Below are 21,085 nucleotides of genomic sequence, written 5' to 3' on the forward strand. Positions count from 1 at the left end.
GCGGTGGAAGCGCCGGCACAACAGCACCCACGCCAAGATCCGCTGTCTCGGCGAGCGGGCCATGGCCACTCTGAAGGGCTGGCGCCTCCTGCGGAAGCTCCGCTGCAGCACCAGCCGCATCACCGCGATCGTCCAAGCCGTCCTCGTCCTACATCACGCGGCAGCCTGAGGTTGGAAAAGGCTCAGTGTTGTTGCCATGAGCACGCAAGAGAGCGTCTTTGAATCCTGTGGCCCCGGATGGGCGGGTGCCCGTCGCGATCGTCTCGGCGGGAGGGGCAGGGTTCATGGACGTGATGGAAGAGCGGTGCGCGGGGATCGACTTGAGGAGAGGGCGGCCAGCAGCGAACTCGGGGTGTGCGGGGACGCGGTGAGGGTCCAAGTGGGGCGGTCGGGGCTTGGGCCGGCCCAGACGGTCCAGGTGGCGAGCGTCTGCTGCAGGTGCCGGGCTTCTGATGCGCCCACCTCGTCGTCGACTACGGCACGACACACCCGCAACGAGAAGGCCACCGGTCAGGGGGGACACTCGATGAGCTGTTCGGACCAGATCGTCTTGCGGTTCTGGCCATGACGGCAGCCCCAGCGCGCGCCGAGTTGAGCGACGAGGAACAGGCCGCGTCCTCCCTCGTCGGTAGTGCGGGCACGCCTCAGGCGGGGCTGGCTGCTGCTCGAGTCGGTGACCTCGCAGACCAGAACGTCGTGGCGAATCAGACGCAGTTCCGCCGGCGCACGACCGTAGCGCATGGCGTTCGTCACCAGTTCGCTGACGATGAGTTCGGTGGTGAAGTGGAGGTCGTCCAGTCCCCACTTGGTGAGTTGGCGGGTTGTCCATTCCCGGGCCTCGGAGACGGCGGCAGAATCGGCCGGGATCTCCCAGCGAGCGGTGTCCTCCGCCGGGACGGCGCGGGTGCGGGCCAGCAGCAGGGTTGCGTCGTCGCGCGGCGCCTGCTCTGCCAGGTCGGCGAGGACAGCCCGGCCGGTTTCGTCCAGAGCGCGGTCCGGACGGCAGGACGCGGCGAGTGCATCCGTCAGGCGCCGGAGTCCTTGGTCGATGTCGTGGTCGCGCCGTTCGACCACGCCGTCGGTGCAGAGTGCGAGGACGCTGCCCGGCTCGATGTCGATCGTGGTGGTCTCGTACGGCATGTCGCCGATGGAGAGTGGTGGCCCCGGGCAGATCCCGACGGCCTCGGCGGTCCCGTCGGGCCGGACCAGGACGGGCGGCGGGTGCCCGGCACTGGCTATGGTGCAGCGTCGGGTGACCGGGTCGTAGACCGCGTACAGGCATGTGGCACCGACCACGTCGTGGTGGTCGGGTGGGGCTTCGGCCATGAGGCGCTGGACCTGGTCCGCGATCCGGGTGAGCATTTCGTCCGGTTCGAGTTCGAGGTCGGCGAGGGTCTGGATGGCGGTGCGCAGGCGGCCCATGGTGGCGGTCGCGGACATGCCGTGGCCGATCACGTCTCCGGAGACAAGGGCCAGGCGGAGAGAGGGAAGAGCGATGGCGTCGTACCAGTCGCCGCGGATTTCCGCTCCGCCGCCTGCGGGCAGGTAGAGGGCGGCGGTCTCGGCTGCCGGGGTGTCGGTCGTGGACGGAGGAAGAAGACGTTGCTGCAGCGCCACTGCCGCCCGGTGCTCGCGGGTGTAACGGCGGGCGTTGTCGATGGCGAGCGCGCCCGTCCAGGCGATCTGCGTCATGAGATCCGCCTCGTCCTCGGTGAACGGGTCGGATCGGCCGGTGCGCCAGACCGATATGGCGCCGAGCGTGAGGCCGCGGGCGTACAGCGGTGCCACCATCACCGAATGGGCATCCTCCGGGACGAGATACTCGACCAGCTGCGGGTTGCCGATCAGCGCAACGACGTCGGCACGGTCATGGGTGACTGCCTCGCCGGTCTGCAAGTTGATGGGGTGGTCCACCACGTAGGGGACGGGGTCGCCGTGCCGGATGCCAGTCGGCCACACTGCCGTGGCCGGCGCATGGGCCGCGTTGCACAGACAAACACCTCCATCGCCCAGCTGCTTCGGGGGTTCGTCCCCGTCGAACACGCACTGCGAGAGGTCGACTGCGACGAGATCCCCGAAGGCGGGTACGAGTACGTCCGCCAGATCCTGCGCGGTGCGCACGACATCCAGGTATCCTCCTACCTGCTCCGCCACCTTGCCGGCGAGATCCAGATGACGGCGAGCGCGCATATGGTCGGTGTTGTCGATGTACAGGGCCACGACCCCCGTGGGGCGTCCTCGCGCGTTCTCCAGACGGAAGGCGGACAGCGACAGCGCGTGCTGCCGCGCCGGATCGTGCCGCCAGCTCACTTCTTGGTTCCTGCGGATCACCGGGACGCCCGTCTCGAGCACCTGGCGCAGTACGGCCTCGAGGCTCTCGGCGTCTTCGGCACACAGCACGTCGCACAGCCGAGTGCCGGGCCGTACTTGACGGCCGTCGAGAGTGCCCAGCACGGCGTTCGTCTGCACAGTGGCGAGATCCGTGTCGTGCAGAGCGATCGCGATCCCGTCCTGTGAGGACAGTGCGCGCAGGAGTGCTGCGCCCTGCTCGTGGTCGGAGACGTGGTGTGCGGGTGCCGCCAGGACAAGGAACTCCGCGCAGCCTTCCACCGCAGAGGTCCGGAAGGCGACATCGATGGAGTCGCCGGACCGATGCCGCAGCCGTACCTGGCCGGATTCCGGCATCTCCGTGGACCTGTGCAGTTCGTCCGTGGGGTCGGCCACCAGTTCCTGTACGGGACGGCCGCAGACATCCTCGGCCGTGAACCCCGTCAGGTCCTTCGCTGCCCCGGTCCACCGGAGCACCGTGCCTCGATGGTCGACCACGGCGGCTGCCACGCCATCGCAGGCGTGCGACCTGTCGGGACGAGCACCGGACCCGCGCATCATTGCTTGTGGATCACGTGCCGAGTCTGCGTGATCAAGATCGTTCATGCTCATTTGCCCACTTCCTTGTAGGAGGGCGAGGTGACGGGGGACGGGCGTCCGGTCCCGACCGGCTCACCTCTGGTTGCGCTGTGCCCTGCGTGCTGCAGTGGACTGCCGGCGCTGGGGCATCCCTGAGCAACGACTGCGGAGGGCAGGTCCTGTTCGGCCCAGACGATCTTGCCGTCCCCTGCGCAGCGGGAGCCCCACCTGCGGGACAGCTGAGCGACGAGGGAGAGGCCGCGGCCGCTCTCGTCGAGGGTGCGCGGATGCTGCGGGCGTGGGTGGCTGGTGCTGGTGTCGGAAACTTCGCAGGTCAAAACCTGGTGCTGAATGAGCCGTAGGCGGATCGGCCCGCAGCCGTGGCGGATGGCGTTGGTGACGAGTTCACTGACGGTCAGCTCTACGGTGGTCATGAGATGCCCCATCCCCCATTCGCTGAGCTGACGCGCGGCCAGGTGCCGGGCGGTGCGCACGGCGGTCGGCTCGTTCGGCAGGTCCCAGGACGCGACCCGGGACGGTTGGAGTGAGATGGTTCGCGCAAGGAGCAAGGTGACGTCGTCGGAGTGTGCCTGGGCCGGCACGGTCTCCATGACTTCCGAGCACAGGTCTTCCAGGGACCGATCGGATTGTGAAAGGGCGGCGCCCAGGCGGTGCAGGCCGACGTCGATGTCGTCGTCGCGGGACTCGACCAGGCCGTCGGTGTAGAACGCGAGCACACTTCCCTCGGGGAGTTCCAGTCCCACGGACTCGAAGGCGGACAGACCGAGGCCGAGGCCGAGTGGGGCTCCGGCGGGCAGGTCGGGGAAGGTGACCTGGCTCTGCGGGTCGATGATCGCGGGCGGGGGGTGCCCGGCCCGCGCCATCGTGCACTGCCGGGTGATCGGGTTATAGACGGCGTACAGACAGGTCGCGCTCACCACCGCGGGGTCCTCGTCGGAATCGTCGGCGTCTTCGTCGTTCATCCGCCGGACGGTGTCGTCGAGGTGCGTCAGCAGTTCGTCGGGAGGCAGTTCCAGGTTTGCGAGCGTGCGCACGGCGGTGCGCAGTCTGCCCATGGTCGCCGCGGCGTTGATGCCGTGTCCGACCACATCGCCGACGACGAGGCCCACCCGGGCGCCGGACAGCTCGATCACGTCGAACCAGTCACCCCCCACGCCGTGGTCCATGTCGGCCGGCACATAGCGCGAGGCCACCTCGACGGCGGCGCCGCCTCGCACACGGTGGGGAAGCAGGTCGCGTTGGAGCGTGAGGGCGGCGGTGCGTTCGCGCGCGTACCGCAGGGCGTTCTCCAGGCTGAGCGCGGCCCGGGTGACGAGCTCCTCGGCGAGGAGCAGGTCGTCCTCCTGGAACGGCGTCTGTTCCACGGACCGGCCGAACAGCGCAAGTCCCAGCACGCTGCGCCGCGCACGGATGGGTACGACCATCAGGGAGTGGATGCCGCTGTCACGGACCTTCTGCGCCCGCACCGGATCGTTCTCGACCCAGGGGCCGGCATGGGTGTCCAGCCCGGGTTCCAGGTAGGACCTGCCCGTGCGCAGTGCGGCGCTGAACGGCGAGTCCGGGTGGGCGCGGACCGCCTCTTCGCGCACCCACGGCAACTCGAGGACACCCAGGTCGACGGAGGCCAGACCGGCCCGGCGCATCAGCGGCGGGCGGCCGCTTGCCGTGCCGATCCGTGCCGAGGGTTCCACGCCGAACGGAACCGACTCCACCAGGTCGACGAGGGCGTGGTCGGCGAGCAGGGGCACGGTGAGGTCGGCCAGTTCCTGCGCGGTCCGCATGACGTCGAGGGTGCTGCCGATGCGCGTGCTGGCTTCGCTGAGGATGGCAAGGCGCTCACGCGCCCGCCGGTTGCCGGTGACATCCACGGTCATGGAGCACACGCCCAGTGGTGTGCCGTCCGCGCCCTGGAGGCAGAAGAACGAGGCCGAGAACGCATGCTCACGGCGCCGGTCCGACAGCGGCCACGCCCGGTACTCGTGCACCATGGTGCTGCCGCTCTCCAGCACTTGCAGCATCACCACCTCGAGCGCTTCGGCCTCGACGGCGGGCAGCCAGTCCTTCAGGCCGCGTCCGAAGCGTCGGCCACGAGGGACGCCGTCTTGGCGTTCCTTGGCGTCATTCACCCAGGTACAGCGCAGCTGAGGGTCATAAACGGCGATGCCGATCGGTGCGTGGGCGAGGAGCGACTCCCGTACCGGTCCGTTGACCGCCCCCGAGGACAGGGAACCAATGTCGGTCACGGACACCAGCCACCGGGTGTCGGCGTCCTGCCCCCACAGCAACGAGACCCGCAGCGTCATGGTGAGCGTGCGGCCGTCGCGGTGGCGGACCGTCATGGTGCCGGACCAGCCACCCTGGGCATGGCACTGCTCGGCGACTGCTCTAGCCCTCAGGGCGTCCTCGGAGGGCGGCAACACGTGTGCGGCGGAGCGGCCCACCACCTCCCCGGCCGAGTACCCGACAAGCTGCTGAGCGGCCTGTGTCCACCCGACCACCGTCCCCTCCGCATCGATCACGGCTATCGCCGCGTCGGGTGTCTCGCTGTGGTTCACCGGCTCAGCGAGTGCCGTTTCTTCGGTATTCATAGCGGTTCATCCCTTCCGGTGCGTAGGTGCGCGGAGTGTTGGCCTTGTGTGGTGCGCCGATCCGCAGGACGGCAGATGCAGCCTGGGCCCACGGCGGCCGACAGGATCGGGGTCTGGTGGTAGCCGTGGTGGCGAGCGCGGTGACGGACCAGGGCCCGAGGGGTGCTCTTTGCTAGGTCAGCCGTCCCGTGCGTCCTATGCAGCACCCGCTGCGTTCGGACTATTCCGTCAAACGTGATGAAAGCATCACCAAGCGGCCCGAAGAAGTCAAGTTCACCAATATTGATCGATTGATCAGAGCGATTCGCGCGAGTCCGGCGTCAGGGCTGGATCCAGCCCCAGCCCTCCCTGGTTGCGGGGCCTAGATGACGGCAGGTGCTGAACGAGTGGACAATTACGACATTTAGTGCGATGATTAAATTATCAGAACTGCTAGGATTGTTCATGGTGCATGCCGATGTCAGCCTCACTCAGGAATCGATACGAACGCCGTCGTGCCGAGACCCGGCAGGCACTCGTCCGCGCCGCGCGGCAGATCCTGGCCGAGTCCGGCGACACCGGCGCCAGCATCCACGCCATCGCCGAGCGCGCGGACGTGGGCTTCGGCTCCTTCTACAACCACTTCACGTCCAAGCCGGACCTGTTCGACGCGGCCGTGGACGATGCAATGGAGGAGTACGCACGAGCCATCGACGAACATCTGCGCGGCCTCGACGATCCCGCGGAGCGCGTCGCTGGGGGCGTGCGGCTCAGCGCACGCGTAGCCGAGTCGCACCCGGAGATCATGCGGATCCTGTGCCACAGCGAGCTCCGCCGCATATGCGCCGGCCGCGGACTGGCTCCGCGCGCGAAGCGCGACGTGGAGCAGGGCATCGCCTCGGGCCGCTTTTCCGTAGCCGACCCGGTCATCGCCCTGACCACGCTGAACGGCAGCCTGCTGGCGCTCCTGGAGCTGCGGTCGAACAAGCCCGAGGTCGACAGCAATCGAGCCGCAGGCGCAATGGCCGAGATGCTCCTGCACATGCTCGGCCTCTCCCCCGATGAGGCCCGCGATGTCGCCCGGCGTTCCCTTCCCGTTGCGGAGTGAAGAGAGAGCTGTGGCGCGGCGCGGGGCGGAGTCCGAGGCTGCATGGGATGGCGTGGATGGCGGATGCGCTGGACGGGCAGGTGGTGGGGCCGCGGAGCATGGCGTTCTGCCGGTGGGGGCGGGGGGTCTGGGACACGCGGCCGAGCAGCCGTGTTTCGGCTGGTTGCGGCCCGTGGCTCGCGGGCTGCGGCTTTGCTTTCGTCGTCCTGCTTTCAGGCCGGCCTTGCTCTTCAGGACTCCGCCGACCCAGAACTGCCACGCCGCCGGCTGGCCCACCGCCCTGCTCTCCGGCACGGTGGGCAGGCAGCAGTGGCGTGTCATGACCCCACCTGAGCGTCGCCCACGCCGAGGCGGGCATCTGCCGATCGTCGGCGGCTTCGCAGCGGGCCTGCGTGGCCCCGCCTATCCTGCAGAGAGGCGTACCGTGCAGAGAAGCGCACGACTCCGCGAAGCGAGCGCAGCAGATGGTCAATGGCGAGGACCTGCAACCCGCCGCCGTCCAGGAGCTGCTGGATCAGATAGTGGCCCGGACGGTGGCCGCTACGGGTGCGCACGCGGGAGCGATCTTCCTGCTCGAGCCCGGCGGCGAAGTCCTGGTCCTGGACGCGAGCCTCGGGATGCCCACGGGGTTCGTCAGCCTGCTGCGACGCATACGGGTGGCTGCCGTAACCGAGGGCCCGCTTGCGGAAGCGATACTCGAGCGGCATCTGGTGTGGGTCGGTTCCGGCGAAGAAGTCGCCGGCCGATATCCCCACCTGGCCCTGACCTTTCCCTTCCTGGGCGCCGTCGCGGCGACCCCGATCGTGGCAGGTTCCCGCGTGTGGGGCGCCATGCTGCTGCTGTTCTCTCAGAAATCGCCCGCCTCGGACGCGCGCGCACGGGGCCGGTTCACCACCGCGGCCCGCTGCATTGCCGTGCTCCTGCAGGACGCCGCCGAGGCCGGGCACCGCGTGCAGCCCGGACTCACGGCACGTCTGCTGCCGCCGACGCCCGCGCATCCCACGTCACCGGCGCCCCCTCAGGCCGCAGCGGACTTCATAGCCGCTCTTCCCGAAGGGGCGTGCCGGCTCGACGTGCGCGGACGGATCACCTTCGCCGACCACACGGCGGCCGACCTGCTGGGCGTGAGCATCCCGCACCTGCTGGGTGCCCGCGTGTGGAAAGCCGTACCGTGGCTGGCTCCCGCTCCTTACCGACTGCGGTACCAGGTCGCCCTCGCGAGCCAGCTCCCGACGTCCTACACGGTGAAGCAGCCCCGTACCGGCAGAGAACTGCTCCTTCAGCTCTACCCGGACCGCACCGGTGTGAGCCTGCGCATCTCCGTTCCTGCCGGCGCTGCCCACAGCCGGGACGAACTGCCCCTCGGTACCGGTGCGGCGCCCGGCCCCGCCGACCTGGGCGCCCACTACCACATCATGCAGCTCTCCGGCGGCCTGGCCGCGGCAGCGTCCGTCGACGAGGTCGTGGAGCAGGTGGCCGGTCACCTTCTGGTCGCCCTGCACGCGCACGGCTTCGCATTGCTGGTCGCGGAGGCCGGCCGGGTGCGGGTCGTCGGCCACCACGGCGTCAGCCCGGAACTGGTCGACCTTTTCGACCACGCCCCCCTCACCTCCGACCTCCCGCTCCCCGGGCTGACCACCAGCGCACCGTCCTGGGGGCTGACCCAGGGAGTGCCGTCCTTCTTCGCCGACCCGGACGAGCTGCGTGCGGCGTATCCCGAGAGCGCCTCCATCGACGACGGTATGAGCGCATGGGCATGGCTGCCCCTGATGGCCTCCGGACAGTACTTCGGAGTCTGCGTGGTCGGCTACCAACAGCCCCGCTCCTTCTCGTTGCAGGAGCGTGCCACCCTCACCGCCATCAGTGCCCTGATCTCCCAGGCACTGGACCGCGCCCGGCAGTACGACGCCAACCACCAGCTGGCGGAAGGCCTCCAGGCCGGCCTGCTGCCCCGTACGCTGCCCGCGATGCACGGCCTGGACGTGGCCGCCCGCTATCTTCCCGCCAGCCACGGCATCGAGGTGGGCGGCGACTTCTACGACCTTATCCGCCTGTCGGACACCGAGGCCGCCGCCGTCATCGCAGACGTGCAGGGCCACGGTGTCGGCGCCGCCTGCCTGATGGGCGAGTTGCGCACCGCGGTCCACGCCTACGCCGTCGCCGGCGCCACCTCAGGCGAAGTCCTCGCCCGTACCAACCACTTGTTCAACGAACTCGACCCCGGCCTGCTCGCCAGCTGCCTGTACGCGCACATCGATCCCGTCCACCACAGCGCCCAGCTGGCCACTGCGGGTCACTGCCCGTCCCTGCTGCGCCACCCCGACCTGCACACCGACATCCTGGCGGCACCGCCAGGACCTCTGCTTGGCGTCGACCCCGCCGCGCAGTACCCCACCGCCGACATCCCTCTGTCTCCCGGGACACTCCTGCTCCTCTACACCGACGGACTCATCGAAACCCCCGGCACCGATCACGAAACCGCCCTCACCGACCTCGCGGCCGTCCTCTCCAAAGCCACCGGGCCACTGGACGACATCGTCGACACACTCCTTGCCCACGCCCAGCCATCAGGCGACCGTGCCGACGACACCGCCCTCCTGCTGCTGAAGGTCTATTGAGGCGTGCGCCGTCGCTGCCGCGACGGCCAGAAGGAGCGCTATGTCGCGCGTTGGTGCTCCCTGAAGCACCAACGGCGAGAGCGGGGAGGCGGTCTCCGCCACGCGCCCCGACGCGTACACGCGCGGCGTGGAGCGCCGAGTGCCGATCGGCAGGGCGGACAGCGGACGGGCAGGCGGACATCGCCGGAGGGCGACAGCCGGACCCGTGCCTTTGCAGGGGATCAGGCGCGGTTGAGCCCGTGGTCGGGGCCGAGAACGGCGACTGCCTTCTTGAACTCTTCGCAGACATCGTCGAGACGATCCCCTTCTGCGGGGTCGACTGCTGCACCGATCGCCGCTATCGGACTGCCGTCGGATGCCAACAGAGGCGTGGCCACGGCAAACGCGTCCGCGAACGTGACTCCGCGGTTGAAGGCGAGTCGGCGGGAGCGGACTCGGGGAGCTCGGCGAAGGATTGCCGAACCTCTTCCGCCTGCTCCGCACCGGCCGGCTCCAGGAGCCGGTACATCCCCTCGTCCGGGACGTTGGCGAGCAGCCGCATGGTCGGTGTAGACGAAGGCGTCCTCGACGCACACCCCGAGCAGGACGGTGCAGCCGAGGATCTTGCTCAACTCGGCCAGGATCTGGTGATCGAGAGACAACGCGGTGGGCTTGTTCGCGCGCGCGGCGAGGATGAACGTCGGCAGACCAAGAAGGGTGCTGCCAGAGTGAGTTGGCGAGGCCGCTGCCGCTGTCGGAGAGCCCGCCGGTGGCATGCGGGCCGCCGTTTCCGTCGGCCTGCGCCATGGTCACTGCACCGGCACCGCGAACGCCGCCCGCTGTGGGCTGGAGTATTCCGCACGGCGCATATTTTCTTTGGCTGCGGGTTTGCGACCATGAAATATGGAGCGAATAATCCCTCTTGTGGGGGATTGTCTAGGTGCACCTTGATCTTGATGCCGACGCCATCGGATGTTGACCGCGACCTCCGGGGCGTGACGCCCACCGGCTGTAAGCGTCCTGCGAAAGAACCGCCGGGGCGAACAAGATCGGACACGCGGGCGCTCAGCCGGGTGGCTCGGCTGAGAAACGGGTGGGCCGTGCAGCCGGGTTTACCTGGCCGAAGGGGTCTGATGGGCCTGATGGCTGCGGTGGAGACGAATGACCGCGCCGATGGTCGCTGTGGGCCGGAGACAGGACGGAAGGAGTCCGCCATGCGGATCGTCGTGGACCTGAATCGATGCCAGGGATACGCACAGTGCGTGTTTCTGGCGCACGAGGTCTTCAGACTGAGTGGTGACGAGACGCTCACCTACGAGCCGAACCCGGATGACGAGCAGCGCCTGCAGGTTCAGCGGGCCGCTGCCGCCTGCCCGGTGCAAGCGATCGTGATCGACCGCCTGGAAGGCGCGGAGCGGAGCGTGACGCCATGACCGTGTCTGCAATCGTCGCGGAGGTGGTGCGCAACTTCAGGACCCACGGCCGGATCGCCATCGTCGGCGCCTCCCTGGCGGGACTGCGGGCCGCTGAAGCCTTGCGTGAGGAAGGCTTCAGCGGGCCTCTGACCATCATTGGGGACGAGCCGCATGAGCCCTACGACCGTCCCCCACTGTCCAAGCAGGTACTCAAAGGGTGGGTGCCGGCCGACCACACCAAGCTGCCCCGCTTGCGAGAAGTGGATGCGCAGTGGCGGCTGGGGGTGGCAGCTACCGGGCTGGACCGGGCAACCAAGCAGGTACGCCTGGAGGACGGCGAGCAGGTCCCGTACGACCGGGTGCTGATCGCCACGGGCACCCGCGCGCGCCAGTGGCCCAACCCGGCCGAAGCCGCCCTGGAGGGTGTGTACACGCTGCGCTCGTGTGATGATGCCGCGCGACTGCAACAGGCGCTGGCCGCGGGGCCGTCACGGGTCCTGATCATCGGTGGTGGGTTCATCGGCTCGGAGATGGCCTCTGTCTGCCGGGAACTCGATCTCCCGGTGACCGTCGCCGAGCGGGGCCCGGCGCCGCTGGTCGGCGCGCTCGGCGGGGTGATCGGGGAGATCGCGGCGGGGATGCAGCGCGACCATGGCGTGGACCTGCGTTGTGGGCTGGGCGTGTCGTCGCTGGAGGGTGACGCCGACGGGCACGTGCGGCGTGCCCGGTTCTCGGACGGGACCACCGTTGAGGCCGACGTGGTGGTGGCCTCGCTGGGGTCGATCCGCAATGTGGAGTGGCTGGAGGGCTCCGGGCTGGCGGCCGGTTTCTGGGGCGTCGGCTGCGACGCGGGCGGCCGGGCCTTCGATATCAACGGCGTGGTGACCGACAGTGTCTATGTGGCGGGGGATGTGGCGCGCTCACCCCACGTGCTGTACGAGTATCAGTTCCTCGCGATGGAGCACTGGGACAACGCCGTCCTCGGCGCCCAGGCCGCGGCGCACAACATGGTGAACGTCGAGCCCCTCTACCGCCCGCACTTGTTGCTGCCCGGCTTCTGGTCCGGCCAGTTCGGTGTCAATATCAAGTCCGTCGGCGTGCCGTCCTTCGGCGACGAGATCGTCTTCACGCAAGGATCGGTCGAGGAGCGCCGCTTCGCCGCCGCCTACGGCCGCCGGGGCCGCATCGTCGGCGCCGTCACCTTCGATCACGGCAAGTGGCTGGAGTACTACGGGCGGCTGATCGAGGAATCGGGTCCGTTCCCGCCCCCGCCACCGGGCTGGGACCGGCCCGACGACACCAAGCCGATACCCGCCCAGTTCCCGGAGCTGGGCGTCCCGACGGCGATACCCGAAGTCGTCCTGACCGGCCACGATCCGAGCGAGCGCAAAGCCCTGTTCCGGCCCCGACGCTGAAGCCCTCGCGACGAAGCGACCCACCGGACCCGCACCCAGGAAGAAGGGCACCATCATGGCCGAGGAAACGCCCTGGCAGCAGTCCCTCCGCTACGCCAACCGCGCCAACCCGTATCCCTTCTACGAAGAGCTGCGCAAGACCCCGGTGGCGCGTCAGCCGGACGGCTCGTATGTCGTCAGCACCTATCGGGAGGTCGTCCAGTTGCTGCACGACCTGCGCGTCACCTCGGATCCGAGGAAACGCCCCGAGCAGTACCAGCTCTTCAACCCCTTCGAGGGATCGATCATCAACGTGGACCCGCCCCAGCACGATGTGGACCGCCGCCGGATGATGCGGCACTTCGGCCCGCCCGAGTGCCCCCACATGATCGCTGACTTCGAGCCCGAGATCCGCCGCCTCACCGCCGAGCTGCTGGACCAGATGAAGGGCAAGGCCCGGATCGACCTCGTCGACGACTTCGCCTTCCCGCTGCCCGTGACCGTGATCTGCAAGGTCCTGGGCATACCGCTGGAAGCCATACCGCGTTTCCACGACTGGATCGAGACCGCCCTGGACGGGATCGATTTCGGCCCGGAGGCGAACGACCCGGAACAGCAGCGCCGGGCGCAGGGCGTCCCCGGTGCGGTTAAGGAGATCCGGCAGTTCCTGGCCGACCTGCTTCACCAGTACACCGAGCAGCCCGGCCCGGGCATGTACTCGGCGATGGTCAACGACGACAGCCCCGAGGGGCGCTTGCCCCAGGATGTGATCATCAGCGATGCCCTGCTGCTGCTCTTCGCCGGGCACGAGACCTCGGTCAACCTGATCGCCCACAGCGTTCTCACCATGCTGCGCCACCCCCACGTCTACGAGCAGCTGCGCCACCAGCCGGAGCTGCTCGTGCCCGGGATCGAGGAGTTCCTGCGCCTGGAGTCGTCGGTCCAGCTCTGGCACACCCGGGCAGCGCTCGAGGACATCGACATCGCCGGCACCACCATTCCGAAGGGCGCGCCCATCTTCATCGCCTACGGCTCGGCGAACCGCGACCCCGAACGATTCGAGAACCCCGACGAGCCACACATCGAACGCCCCGACAACCAGCACGTCGGCTTCAGCCAGAGCATCCACTACTGCTTCGGCGCGCCGCTCGCGCGGCTCGAGGTCGAGATCGCGCTCGGCGAGTTCCTCCGCCGTGTGGAGAACCCGCGGCTCGTCGAGGATCCGCCGCCGTATCGCCGCAGCCAGATCTTCCGCGGCCCACGCCACCTCCTGCTCGACATCGACGGAATCCGGGACTGACCAGCTCGCGCAAAGGAATCGCCATGAGAGCTTTTCAACTGGTCGAGTGGCAACAACCACCCGAGCTGCGCGAGGTGCCGGTGCCCGAGCCCGGGGCGGGGCAGGTCCTGGTGAAGGTCGCGGGCGCCGGTGCCTGCCACTCCGATCTGCACATCATGCAGGCACCCGCACCTGGAGACGACACGAGGCTGCCCTTCACGCTCGGCCATGAGAATGCGGGGTGGGTGGAGACGTTGGGACCGGGCGCCACCGGCTTTGCGCCCGGAGACCCGGTGATCGTCTACGGTCCCTGGGGCTGCGGACTGTGCGCCAACTGCCGGGAGGGCCGGGAGAACTACTGCCAGAAGACCGCCGGTCTGGGCGGGGGCCTGGCCGGCAACGACGGCGGAATGGCCGAGTACCTGCTGGTCCCGGCGTCGCGATTCCTGATCCCGCTGGGCAGCCTCGATCCCCGCGAGGCGGCCCCGCTCAGCGACGCGGGGCTGACCAGCTATCACGCCGTCAAGCGGTCGCTGCATCTGCTGGGGCCGGGCTCGACCGCAGTGGTGATCGGGGCGGGTGGTCTGGGCCAGATGGCCATCCAGATTCTGCGAGCGCTCAGTGCGGCGACCACCGTCGTCGCCGTGGACACCGACGCCGGCAAGCTGGAGACCGCCAAGCGCATTGGTGCTGACGAGGCGCTGCTTTCGGGCGATCAGGCGGTCACGCGCATCAAGGACATGACGGGGCAGCAGGGCGCTCAGCTCGTGCTGGACATGGTCGGCGTGGACCCGACTCTGCGGATGGCCGCTCAGGTGGCCCGGGTGCTCGGCCACCTGACCATCGTCGGTCTCGGCGGCGGGGCTCTCCCCGTCGACTTCTCGAGCCCCCAGCACGAATGCTCGGTCGCTTCCCCGTACTGGGGCTTCATCCCCGAACTCATCGAAGTGATCACCCTCGCCCAGCAGCAAAAGATCAAGATGCTGGTCGAGCACTTCCCCCTGGAACGCGCCGGCGAGGCCTACCAGCTCCTGCACGACGGCAAGATCCAAGGACGCGCCGTCATCACCCCCCACGCGTGAGTACCCAGAGAGGTTGCCCACGAGCACGATCAGTGCGTTGTTCCCAGCCGCCAGCCGCCAGCCGCCAGCCGCCAGCCGCCAGCCGCCAGCCGCCAGTCGGCGTCCGGGTCCTGGCGCATCGGCCGCTCTGTGAGTGTCCGCCGTCGCCTGGCCGAGCAGCACCTGCTTGGACAGCGGCGGCCGGTCATAGGGCGGTGGGGCTCGTCTTCGACCACGGTCAGTGAGCTGGTGAAGCACTCTTCACGCAGCGCCTCCGCGGCGCTCAACCCGGCCGGCGACGCGCCGACGACAACGATACGGCCGTCCTCGAGATCACCGGGCACCGCCGCTCACCTCCTCACCGAGGTGGACCGCCTGCACGGGGCACGCCGCCGCGGCCTGGGGCACGCGCTCCACCCGGTCGTCGGGGACGGTCGTGGCGTACAGCGACCCCTCCTCCCCGTGCAATCGGCACCTCCGGCGCGAGGAACACGAACTGGGCGTAGCCCTGGCAGCGAGTGAGGTCCACAAGGGCCCCCATCCCCACCACTCCCTCCGTTGTCTCACCCCCCTCATTTCCATCATGGGGGCAGACCTGGACGCCTGCGCGGCCACGGCTGCAAGGACGGAGGCCGGGTGCGGCTTCCTCCACGGGAGGGCGGCGGTCAGCCCAGGGCGCGGTCGAGGTTGAAGGCAGCGCTGATGAGGGCGAGGTGGGTGAACGCCTGCGGAAAATTGCCCAGTTGCTCGCCGGTGTGGCTGATCTCCTCGGCGTAGAGGCCGAGGTGGTTGGCGTAGGTGAGCATCTTCTCGAAGGCCAGGCGGGCTTCGTCCAGGCGTCCGGCGCGGGTGAGCGCCTCGACGTACCAGAAGGAGCAGATGGAGAAGGTGCCTTCGTCGCCTTCGAGGCCGTCCGGGCTGGCCGCTGGGTCGTAGCGCCAGACCAGGGAGTCGGAGACCAGTTCGTTGCCGAGGGCATCGAGGGTGGACAGCCACACGGGGTCGCGGGGTGCGATGAACCTGGTCAGCGGCATCATCAACACCGCCGCGTCCAGCACGTCGCCGCCCTCGTATTGGACGAAGGCCTGGCGGGCGGGCGACCAGCCCTTGTCCATGATCCGCCAATAGATCGTGTCCCGCACCGGGCCCCAGCGGGCGAGATTGGCGGGCAGGCCGCGGTGCACGGCGATGCGGGTGGCGCGGTCGATGGCCACCCAGCACATGAGCCGGGAGTAGAGGAACTTCTTGCGCCCGCCGCGGGTCTCCCACACGCCCTCGTCCGGCTGGTCCCAGTGCTCGCAGACCCAGTCCACCAGGACGCACACCTCGCGCCAGTGGCCGCTCGTCAGGGGCTGACACCACATGTCGTAGAGGTACACGGAGTCGATCAGGGCGCCGTAGATGTCGAGCTGCAGTTGGGTGGCGGCGTCGTTGCCGATCCGCACGGGCGCCGAGCCCCGGTAGCCCTCCAGGTGGGGCAGCTCGCATTCGGGCAGCTCGGAGCGTCCATCGATGCCGTACATGATCTGCAGCGGCCCGGACGCTCCGTTTTCACGCTGGTCGATGTGCTGGGTGAGGAAGTCCACGAAGGCCTCGGCCTCGTGGTAGAAGCCGAGCCTGAGCAGCGCGTAGAGGGCGAATGCGGAGTCGCGCACCCACACGTAGCGGTAGTCCCAGTTGCGGCCGCCGCCGATCTGCTCGGGCAGGCTGGTGGTGGGGGCTGCCACGATCGCGCCGGTGGGCACGTAGGTGAGCAGCTTGAGGGTGAGGGCGGAGCGGTGCACCATCTCCCGCCATCGGCCGCGGTAGCAGGACTGCTGCAGCCAGCGCCGCCAGAAGGCGACCGTGGAGGTGAACGCCAGGTCGGCCTCGGCGAGCGGGCAGATGCGCGGTGGAGTCTCGCCGCTGACCCGGTCGAGGGCGAAGACCGTCATCTGCCCCTGAGAGAGTTCGAACTCCGTCCACACGTCCTTCTCATCGCACTTCAGGGGCACCGTGGCGGTCAGTGTCAGTGACAGTGCCTCGGAGGCGAACAGGGCAGCATGCTCCAGCATGCGCACGGTGTGCGAGTGGGCGCCGTAGCCGAACCGGGGGGCCACCCGGGCCCGGAACGGGATCGTTCCGCGGACGCACACCACCCGCCGGATCAGCCTGTGGCGGTAGGCTTCGCCGGCGTCCTCCACAGGCATGAAGTCCTGGATCTCTCCCAGCCCGTCCTCGGTGAAGAACCGGGTGATCAGCACATTGGTGTCCGGGAAGTAGAACTGTTTGGTGTCGGCCGGCACGGTGGGGGACAACTCGAACGCCCCGCCCCGGGTGGCGTCCAGGATGGCCGCGAACACGCTTGGGGAGTCGAAGGAGGGGCAGCAGTACCAGTCGATGGTCCCGTTGGTACCCACCAGGGCCGCTGTGCGCAGATCCCCGATCAAGCCGTGCTCAGCGATCGGCAGGTACGGGGCTGACGTGTGCTGTGTATCTGCTCCGGACATCGCAGCAGCCTCCCTTTTGATCCTGCCTCTACTGTGGTCCTTCCCGATCGCAGGGGCATCAGGGCGGCCCGGCGGCGGCCTCGAGCAGCCGGACAAGCGGTGGTCTGCCCTCCGACGAGGTGCCGATGTGCCTGGGCAGGTGACTGACCAGGCACGTGGCGTCGCCGCACACCGCCGTTTTGAGGGCTTTCATCGCTGCACCAGCGCTTTACGGGTTTCTGCCACGACTTCCTCCTGAGGAAGCCTGAGCTGAGGGGATGACCGTCGTGTCGGGGCTCTCGGAGATCCGGCGGAGAGCCTGATGCCCAATCGCTCGGATGACCGGACAGACAGGGGAGTCGCGCAGGCATCGCGCGTCGGGGGCTTTAGCGTGATGGGGGGCTTCAGGGAGTTTTCCGGCCGGGAACTCGCGCTTCCGTAGGCGCGCGTCGGGCGGCGAAAGTCCTGACGGTCACCCGCGCAACACGTCGACGTTCCTGGCGACCGTTATGACGGCGCAACGCTGCTGCTTCACTCGTCCGCAAGCGGCGGATCCCCGCCGAGTCCGGCGACGCCAGCGCCAGCATTCGGACCATCGCGGACCTCGCCGACCTTGGCTTCGGCTGCTTCTACAGCCACTTTACCTGCAAGCCGGGCCCGTTCGACAGGCCAGGTCGGAGGCCGCGCCGATGGCCCTGCAGCCGCGAGATGCCGCTGGTGGTCCAGGTGGACGGCAAGGGCGTGGTCATGCGCCCGGAGGCTCTGCGCGAGGCCACCCGCCGGGCCGCCGCGAAAGCGGCCGGTGGTGGCCATCGCGGCCGGCTCGCGCCGGGCGAGAAACCGAACCGGAAGCGGATGGCGACCGTGGCCTGCGTCTTCGACACTCGTCCCGCCCCCAGGCGCCCGCACGATGTGATCCACCCGCCCGGCGGCCGAAGCGGCGAACGTCCCGCCCGCCCGGGGCCGAGGGCGGAGAACAAGTGGTGCACCGCCTCGATGGTCCGCCCGCCCGAGCAGGTCATCGCCGGCGCCTTCGACCAGGCCGAGGCGAAGCACCAGCGGCCGTGGGTCGTCCTGGTCGACGGTGCCCGTCACCAGCTCGACCTGATCGCAACCGAGGCTGGCCGACGTGGCGTCACGGTCCATGTCCTGCTGGACTTCGTGCACGTGGCCGAGTACGTCTGGGCCGCCGCCCACGCCTTCCACAAACCCGGTACCACCGAGGCCGAGGCATGGGCGGCCGACCATCTGACCGCGATCCTGGCAGGCCATGTCGCCCGGGTCGCCGCCGAGATGAGCGCCCAGGCGGAGCGGGAACACCTGTCGGCCGCCCGTCGCGAAGCCGTCGACGCCTGCGAGCGCTACCTGACCGGGCACCTCGACCAGCTCGACGTTTCCATACGTCGTATGTTACCAATGAGCGGCGCCTCCATGCGGTGTATGGAAAGGCTGATCGCCAACCTTCGAGACAGCCGAGATCGCCGCCGAATTGAGCTTCGACGCCTCCGCCGCTTGGTACGCGCCCGGGGAGGCTCACGCGTCCCCTCCGCCCCACCGAGTTCGACTTGTATCGAGAGCTCCCTCGCATAGGGTTTGAGCTATGTCTATCGACGCGGCAGCCGCAGCGGTGGCGAACTACGTCGCCGCTTGGGACGCGCCCAACGACGACGAGCGGCGGACGCTGCTCGAACGCGCGTGGACGGATGACGGTGTGTACTGCGACCCGACCGCGGTCGTCGAGGGCCGCGAGGCGCTCGTAGCCCACATCGGCGGTTTCCACGGCGTACGCGTCGTCACCACCAGCGGCGTCGACGCGTACGACGGCTATCTACGCTTCGCCTGGCAAATGCTTGACGCAGACGGCGCGGTCACGCTCGAGGGCATCGACTTCGGCGAGCTCGCCCCCGACGGGCGGCTGAAGCGCATCGTGGGGTTCTTCGGACCGCTTCCAGCGCCGTAATCACGCGTCGTCTTCGTCGGCGCCAGCGTCTGCGGCTCGTCCGTCGCATCGACGCCTCACTGCGACGGACGCGAGGTCACGGTGCTGGAGCGCGATCCGGTGCCGGTCCCGGATTCACCTGCCAACGTACGGCAGCGGTGGGACGGTTGACAACGAGGCTCGGAACCAGGTTGCCGGGTACAGCCAAGCGCCCTTCCTCGCGCCGATATGTGGGATCGACCAGGACCCGAGTAGGACGGTCGCGTCCCGTACCGTGGTGTAGGAGCTGACCGGACGGATCCGGGCCGCCAAGACGGTTCAGCACCCTGGCGCTCATGCTCGTCGGACCTTCGTACTCGCCTGAGGTCGGCCACGCGCGGCCGACTGACGGCGAGATGGCCGTCCTGGACGGCACCTGCTACCGGCTGCGCGTCGACGGAACCGCCTCGGTCGCCTCACCGGATGAGCCCACCCTGCGCCGCCGGCATCCCGACACCGAGGCGGGCGGCGTGCTCGACGAGGTGCTGGCGGTAGCCGCCGTCTACCCAGACTTTACGGATCGAGGGGTGGGCAGCCGCGACCTGGTCGATCAGGTGGGTGCCGGCGACGGAGTCCTGCACGCTCGCGGCTGTGACCAGCACCGCGAGCAGCAGGCCGAGGGTGTCGGTGACTCCGCTTGCGGCCAGCGTCGTGCCGTCGCTCTCGCGCTCCTCCAGCAGCCGCAGCAGACCCGCCCGCTCCGGCGCGCTCATCCGCTCGTGGATACCCGCGCAGATCGAGGCGTTCACGTCCTTACGGACGGTCGAGGCCACCGCGTCGAAGGTGGAGAACGCCGGCAGCTCCAGCCCGGCCTCCACCACCTTCTCCAGCGCGATGTTGATCAGGTCCGCCGGCCTGTTCTTCGACGCGGCCTCCTTGCGGATCGACGCCTCGGCGATCCGCCGGGCCCTGCCCTGGTCGTAGGCCACGCCAACCCGCTGCCGTACCAGGCCCCGGTGGTTCTTCATGGTCTTCGCCGCCCGGTACCCGCCGCACCCCCGGCTTCCACGCCTGGCAGGATCCACACTGGCTCGTCCACTGCAACGACGCTGCCGCCTTCATCGGCGAGGCCGGATACACCGACCTGGCCGCCCACCCCGAGGCGCTCGACCAGCTTCGAGCAGAGCTTCGGCTGAGCGGCTGGCACGACGCATCCCAGCTCGAGAACTTCCTGACCCACCTCGGGCACGGCGCAAGCGCCATGCTCTTCCGCTGCACCAGCTGCGGCACCCACCTCGCCTACGCCGACGCCTCATAGCCGCGGCCCAGCCCGGCACGCGCCTTTCCCTTCAAAGGATCCGCACCCAACTCTCATGGACGGCCCCCCATTTGCTCGCCGGTGTGGCTGATCTTCTCCATGGGGAGCCCGAGATGACCGGCGTGCGTGAGTATCTCCTCGAAGTGCAGGCCTACTTCGTCCGGGTGTCCGGCTTGAAGACCGACCAGTGGAGGTCTCGCTGTGTCCGGCGGCAGGGTGCTTGGTGATGCTGTGGCTGTTCTCGGCGAGGGCGGCGGCGGGCGGTTCAGCGGAAGCACGTCGACGAAGCGCCGGCGCGGACCCCTGACGAGGTGCCCTCGACTTTTCCGTACGACGTATGGTACTACTGACAAGGCGATTCCATACAGCGTATGGAAAAGCTTGTCCGACAACGCCGGGCGCATCACATCGCCTGTGCAAGCAGCCGTTGGTGCAGATCGCACCAACCGGAAGGAAAGATCATGCAGAAGCTCACGAAGCGCATCGCTATCGCTGCTTCCTCCGTGGTGGTCGCTGGTGTCGCCGTTCTCGGTGCCGGGGGCACGGCTTCGGCCGCGACTCCTGCGTCCGCGCACGACCAGCGCCCGGTCGTCAGCGTCAAGGCCGGTGACTACCGCTGGGACCACGGTGTCGGCTACCTGCTCGAGCAGGGTTACTGCTGGGACGCAGTCCGTGGCTGGCACCAGGACGACCGCGCCACCGAATCGGCCCTGCGCGACCGCGACGGTCGCTGCTACCGCTCGGACGGCGAAGGACGTGGCTGGACGTCCGACAGCTCGTACCGACACGACTGGGACCGCTACGAGCACGACGGCCAGAACTGGCACCACCACGACCGGGACCGCTACGAGCACGACGGTCAGAACCGGCACCACCACGACCGGGACCGCTACGAGCACGACGGCCAGAACCGGCACCACCACGACCGGGACCGCTACGAGCACGACGGCCAGAACCGGCACCACCACGACCAGGACCACGCCGGCCTGTGAGACAGACACCGCTTGTGCCCGTCCGCCCAGACCGTGCGCC

15 protein-coding genes and 6 pseudogenes are annotated in these 21,085 nt (G+C 68.9%); 11 read left to right on the plus strand and 10 right to left on the minus strand.

The genetic code is table 11. The annotated features are described in order from the left end of the window. Positions 1–169: transposase family protein (locus tag ACIQ7Q_RS17645; RefSeq protein WP_403863550.1), on the plus strand; the 169-nt coding region annotated here is incomplete at its 5' end. Positions 170–282: 113 nt separating this feature from the next. On the opposite strand, the gene ACIQ7Q_RS17650 is transcribed toward ACIQ7Q_RS17645, so the two are convergent. Genes ACIQ7Q_RS17650 through ACIQ7Q_RS17660 form a run of 3 tightly spaced genes read right to left on the minus strand, consistent with a single transcriptional unit; the run spans position 283 to position 5,516 of the window. Then, positions 283–507 (minus strand): DUF317 domain-containing protein, encoded by a 225-nt coding sequence (locus ACIQ7Q_RS17650; protein ID WP_403862202.1) that lies wholly within the window; start codon positions 505–507, stop codon positions 283–285. Between the two features lie 3 nt (positions 508–510). Then, a complete protein-coding gene (locus ACIQ7Q_RS17655) occupies positions 511–2,886 on the minus strand; it encodes a SpoIIE family protein phosphatase (protein WP_403863553.1) in 2,376 nt (791 codons plus the stop codon). A gap of 50 nt (positions 2,887–2,936) precedes the next feature. Next, positions 2,937–5,516 (minus strand): SpoIIE family protein phosphatase, encoded by a 2,580-nt coding sequence (locus ACIQ7Q_RS17660; RefSeq protein ID WP_403862205.1) that lies wholly within the window; start codon positions 5,514–5,516, stop codon positions 2,937–2,939. Positions 5,517–5,967: 451 nt separating this feature from the next. Here ACIQ7Q_RS17660 and ACIQ7Q_RS17665 point away from each other — a divergent pair, with 451 nt between their 5' ends. Further along, a complete protein-coding gene (locus ACIQ7Q_RS17665; RefSeq protein WP_403862208.1) occupies positions 5,968–6,603 on the plus strand; it encodes a TetR/AcrR family transcriptional regulator in 636 nt (211 codons plus the stop codon). Between the two features lie 464 nt (positions 6,604–7,067). Continuing rightward, positions 7,068–9,221 carry a SpoIIE family protein phosphatase gene (locus tag ACIQ7Q_RS17670; protein WP_403862211.1) on the plus strand — a complete coding sequence of 718 codons (2,154 nt, stop codon included), beginning with the start codon at positions 7,068–7,070 and terminating at the stop codon, positions 9,219–9,221. Between the two features lie 221 nt (positions 9,222–9,442). Here the strand turns inward: ACIQ7Q_RS17670 and ACIQ7Q_RS17675 are convergent, their stop codons facing one another. Then, the gene (locus tag ACIQ7Q_RS17675) at positions 9,443–9,862 is read right to left on the minus strand and encodes a hypothetical protein (RefSeq protein ID WP_403862214.1); all 420 of its coding nucleotides are present in this window, start codon (positions 9,860–9,862) and stop codon (positions 9,443–9,445) included. A 552-nt stretch (positions 9,863–10,414) separates the two neighbouring features. Here ACIQ7Q_RS17675 and ACIQ7Q_RS17680 point away from each other — a divergent pair. From ACIQ7Q_RS17680 to ACIQ7Q_RS17695, 4 genes are read left to right on the plus strand one after another with little or no spacing between them, the layout of a single operon-like run. Continuing rightward, complete coding sequence (locus tag ACIQ7Q_RS17680) at positions 10,415–10,633, plus strand: ferredoxin (RefSeq protein WP_352218551.1); 219 nt, start codon at positions 10,415–10,417, stop codon at positions 10,631–10,633. After that, positions 10,630–12,030: an NAD(P)/FAD-dependent oxidoreductase gene (locus tag ACIQ7Q_RS17685; RefSeq protein WP_403862217.1), complete on the plus strand. Its 1,401-nt coding sequence runs from the start codon at positions 10,630–10,632 to the stop codon at positions 12,028–12,030. The genes ACIQ7Q_RS17680 and ACIQ7Q_RS17685 overlap by 4 nt, the downstream gene beginning before the upstream one ends. 55 nt (positions 12,031–12,085) lie before the next feature. After that, positions 12,086–13,309: a cytochrome P450 gene (locus tag ACIQ7Q_RS17690; protein ID WP_403862220.1), complete on the plus strand. Its 1,224-nt coding sequence runs from the start codon at positions 12,086–12,088 to the stop codon at positions 13,307–13,309. 23 nt (positions 13,310–13,332) lie between these two features. Continuing rightward, a complete protein-coding gene (locus tag ACIQ7Q_RS17695; protein ID WP_403862223.1) occupies positions 13,333–14,370 on the plus strand; it encodes an NAD(P)-dependent alcohol dehydrogenase in 1,038 nt (345 codons plus the stop codon). Between the two features lie 86 nt (positions 14,371–14,456). On the opposite strand, the pseudogene ACIQ7Q_RS17700 reads toward ACIQ7Q_RS17695, so the two are convergent. The 4 genes and pseudogenes from ACIQ7Q_RS17700 to ACIQ7Q_RS17715 form a co-directional block, all read right to left on the minus strand. Further along, a pseudogene (locus ACIQ7Q_RS17700) lies at positions 14,457–14,693 on the minus strand (FAD-dependent oxidoreductase); the annotation flags it as partial. After that, positions 14,683–14,890: pseudogene (locus tag ACIQ7Q_RS17705) on the minus strand (ferredoxin). The pseudogenes ACIQ7Q_RS17705 and ACIQ7Q_RS17700, both read right to left, overlap by 11 nt. Positions 14,891–15,014: 124 nt before the next feature. Then, positions 15,015–16,838 carry a glycoside hydrolase family 15 protein gene (locus ACIQ7Q_RS17710; protein WP_403862226.1) on the minus strand — a complete coding sequence of 608 codons (1,824 nt, stop codon included), beginning with the start codon at positions 16,836–16,838 and terminating at the stop codon, positions 15,015–15,017. Between the two features lie 58 nt (positions 16,839–16,896). Next, complete coding sequence (locus ACIQ7Q_RS17715) at positions 16,897–17,031, minus strand: hypothetical protein (RefSeq protein ID WP_403862229.1); 135 nt, start codon at positions 17,029–17,031, stop codon at positions 16,897–16,899. A gap of 479 nt (positions 17,032–17,510) precedes the next feature. On the opposite strand from ACIQ7Q_RS17715, the pseudogene ACIQ7Q_RS17720 reads away from it, so the two are divergent. Next, positions 17,511–18,287: pseudogene (locus ACIQ7Q_RS17720) on the plus strand (ISKra4 family transposase); the annotation flags it as partial. Positions 18,288–18,417: 130 nt separating this feature from the next. After that, positions 18,418–18,777, plus strand: coding sequence for a nuclear transport factor 2 family protein (locus tag ACIQ7Q_RS17725; RefSeq protein WP_403862232.1), 360 nt, complete (start codon positions 18,418–18,420; stop codon positions 18,775–18,777). 464 nt (positions 18,778–19,241) lie between these two features. Here the strand turns inward: ACIQ7Q_RS17725 and ACIQ7Q_RS17730 are convergent. Together ACIQ7Q_RS17730 and ACIQ7Q_RS17735 are read right to left on the minus strand one after the other, a co-directional pair. Further along, a pseudogene (locus ACIQ7Q_RS17730) lies at positions 19,242–19,427 on the minus strand (transposase); the annotation flags it as partial. Positions 19,428–19,568: 141 nt separating this feature from the next. Further along, positions 19,569–19,820, minus strand: a pseudogene (locus tag ACIQ7Q_RS17735) (DUF4158 domain-containing protein); the annotation flags it as partial. On the opposite strand from ACIQ7Q_RS17735, the pseudogene ACIQ7Q_RS17740 reads away from it, so the two are divergent. Both ACIQ7Q_RS17740 and ACIQ7Q_RS17745 read left to right on the plus strand, forming a co-directional pair. Beyond that, positions 19,796–20,053 (plus strand): annotated as a pseudogene (locus ACIQ7Q_RS17740) (CbrC family protein); the annotation flags it as partial. The pseudogenes ACIQ7Q_RS17735 and ACIQ7Q_RS17740 overlap by 25 nt on opposite strands. A 461-nt stretch (positions 20,054–20,514) precedes the next feature. Beyond that, positions 20,515–21,045: a hypothetical protein gene (locus ACIQ7Q_RS17745; protein WP_403862234.1), complete on the plus strand. Its 531-nt coding sequence runs from the start codon at positions 20,515–20,517 to the stop codon at positions 21,043–21,045. Positions 21,046–21,085: the final 40 nt, after the last annotated feature.

The organism is Streptomyces sp. NPDC096176 (genome assembly GCF_044763255.1).
Taxonomy (GTDB): Bacteria; Actinomycetota; Actinomycetes; order Streptomycetales; family Streptomycetaceae; genus Streptomyces.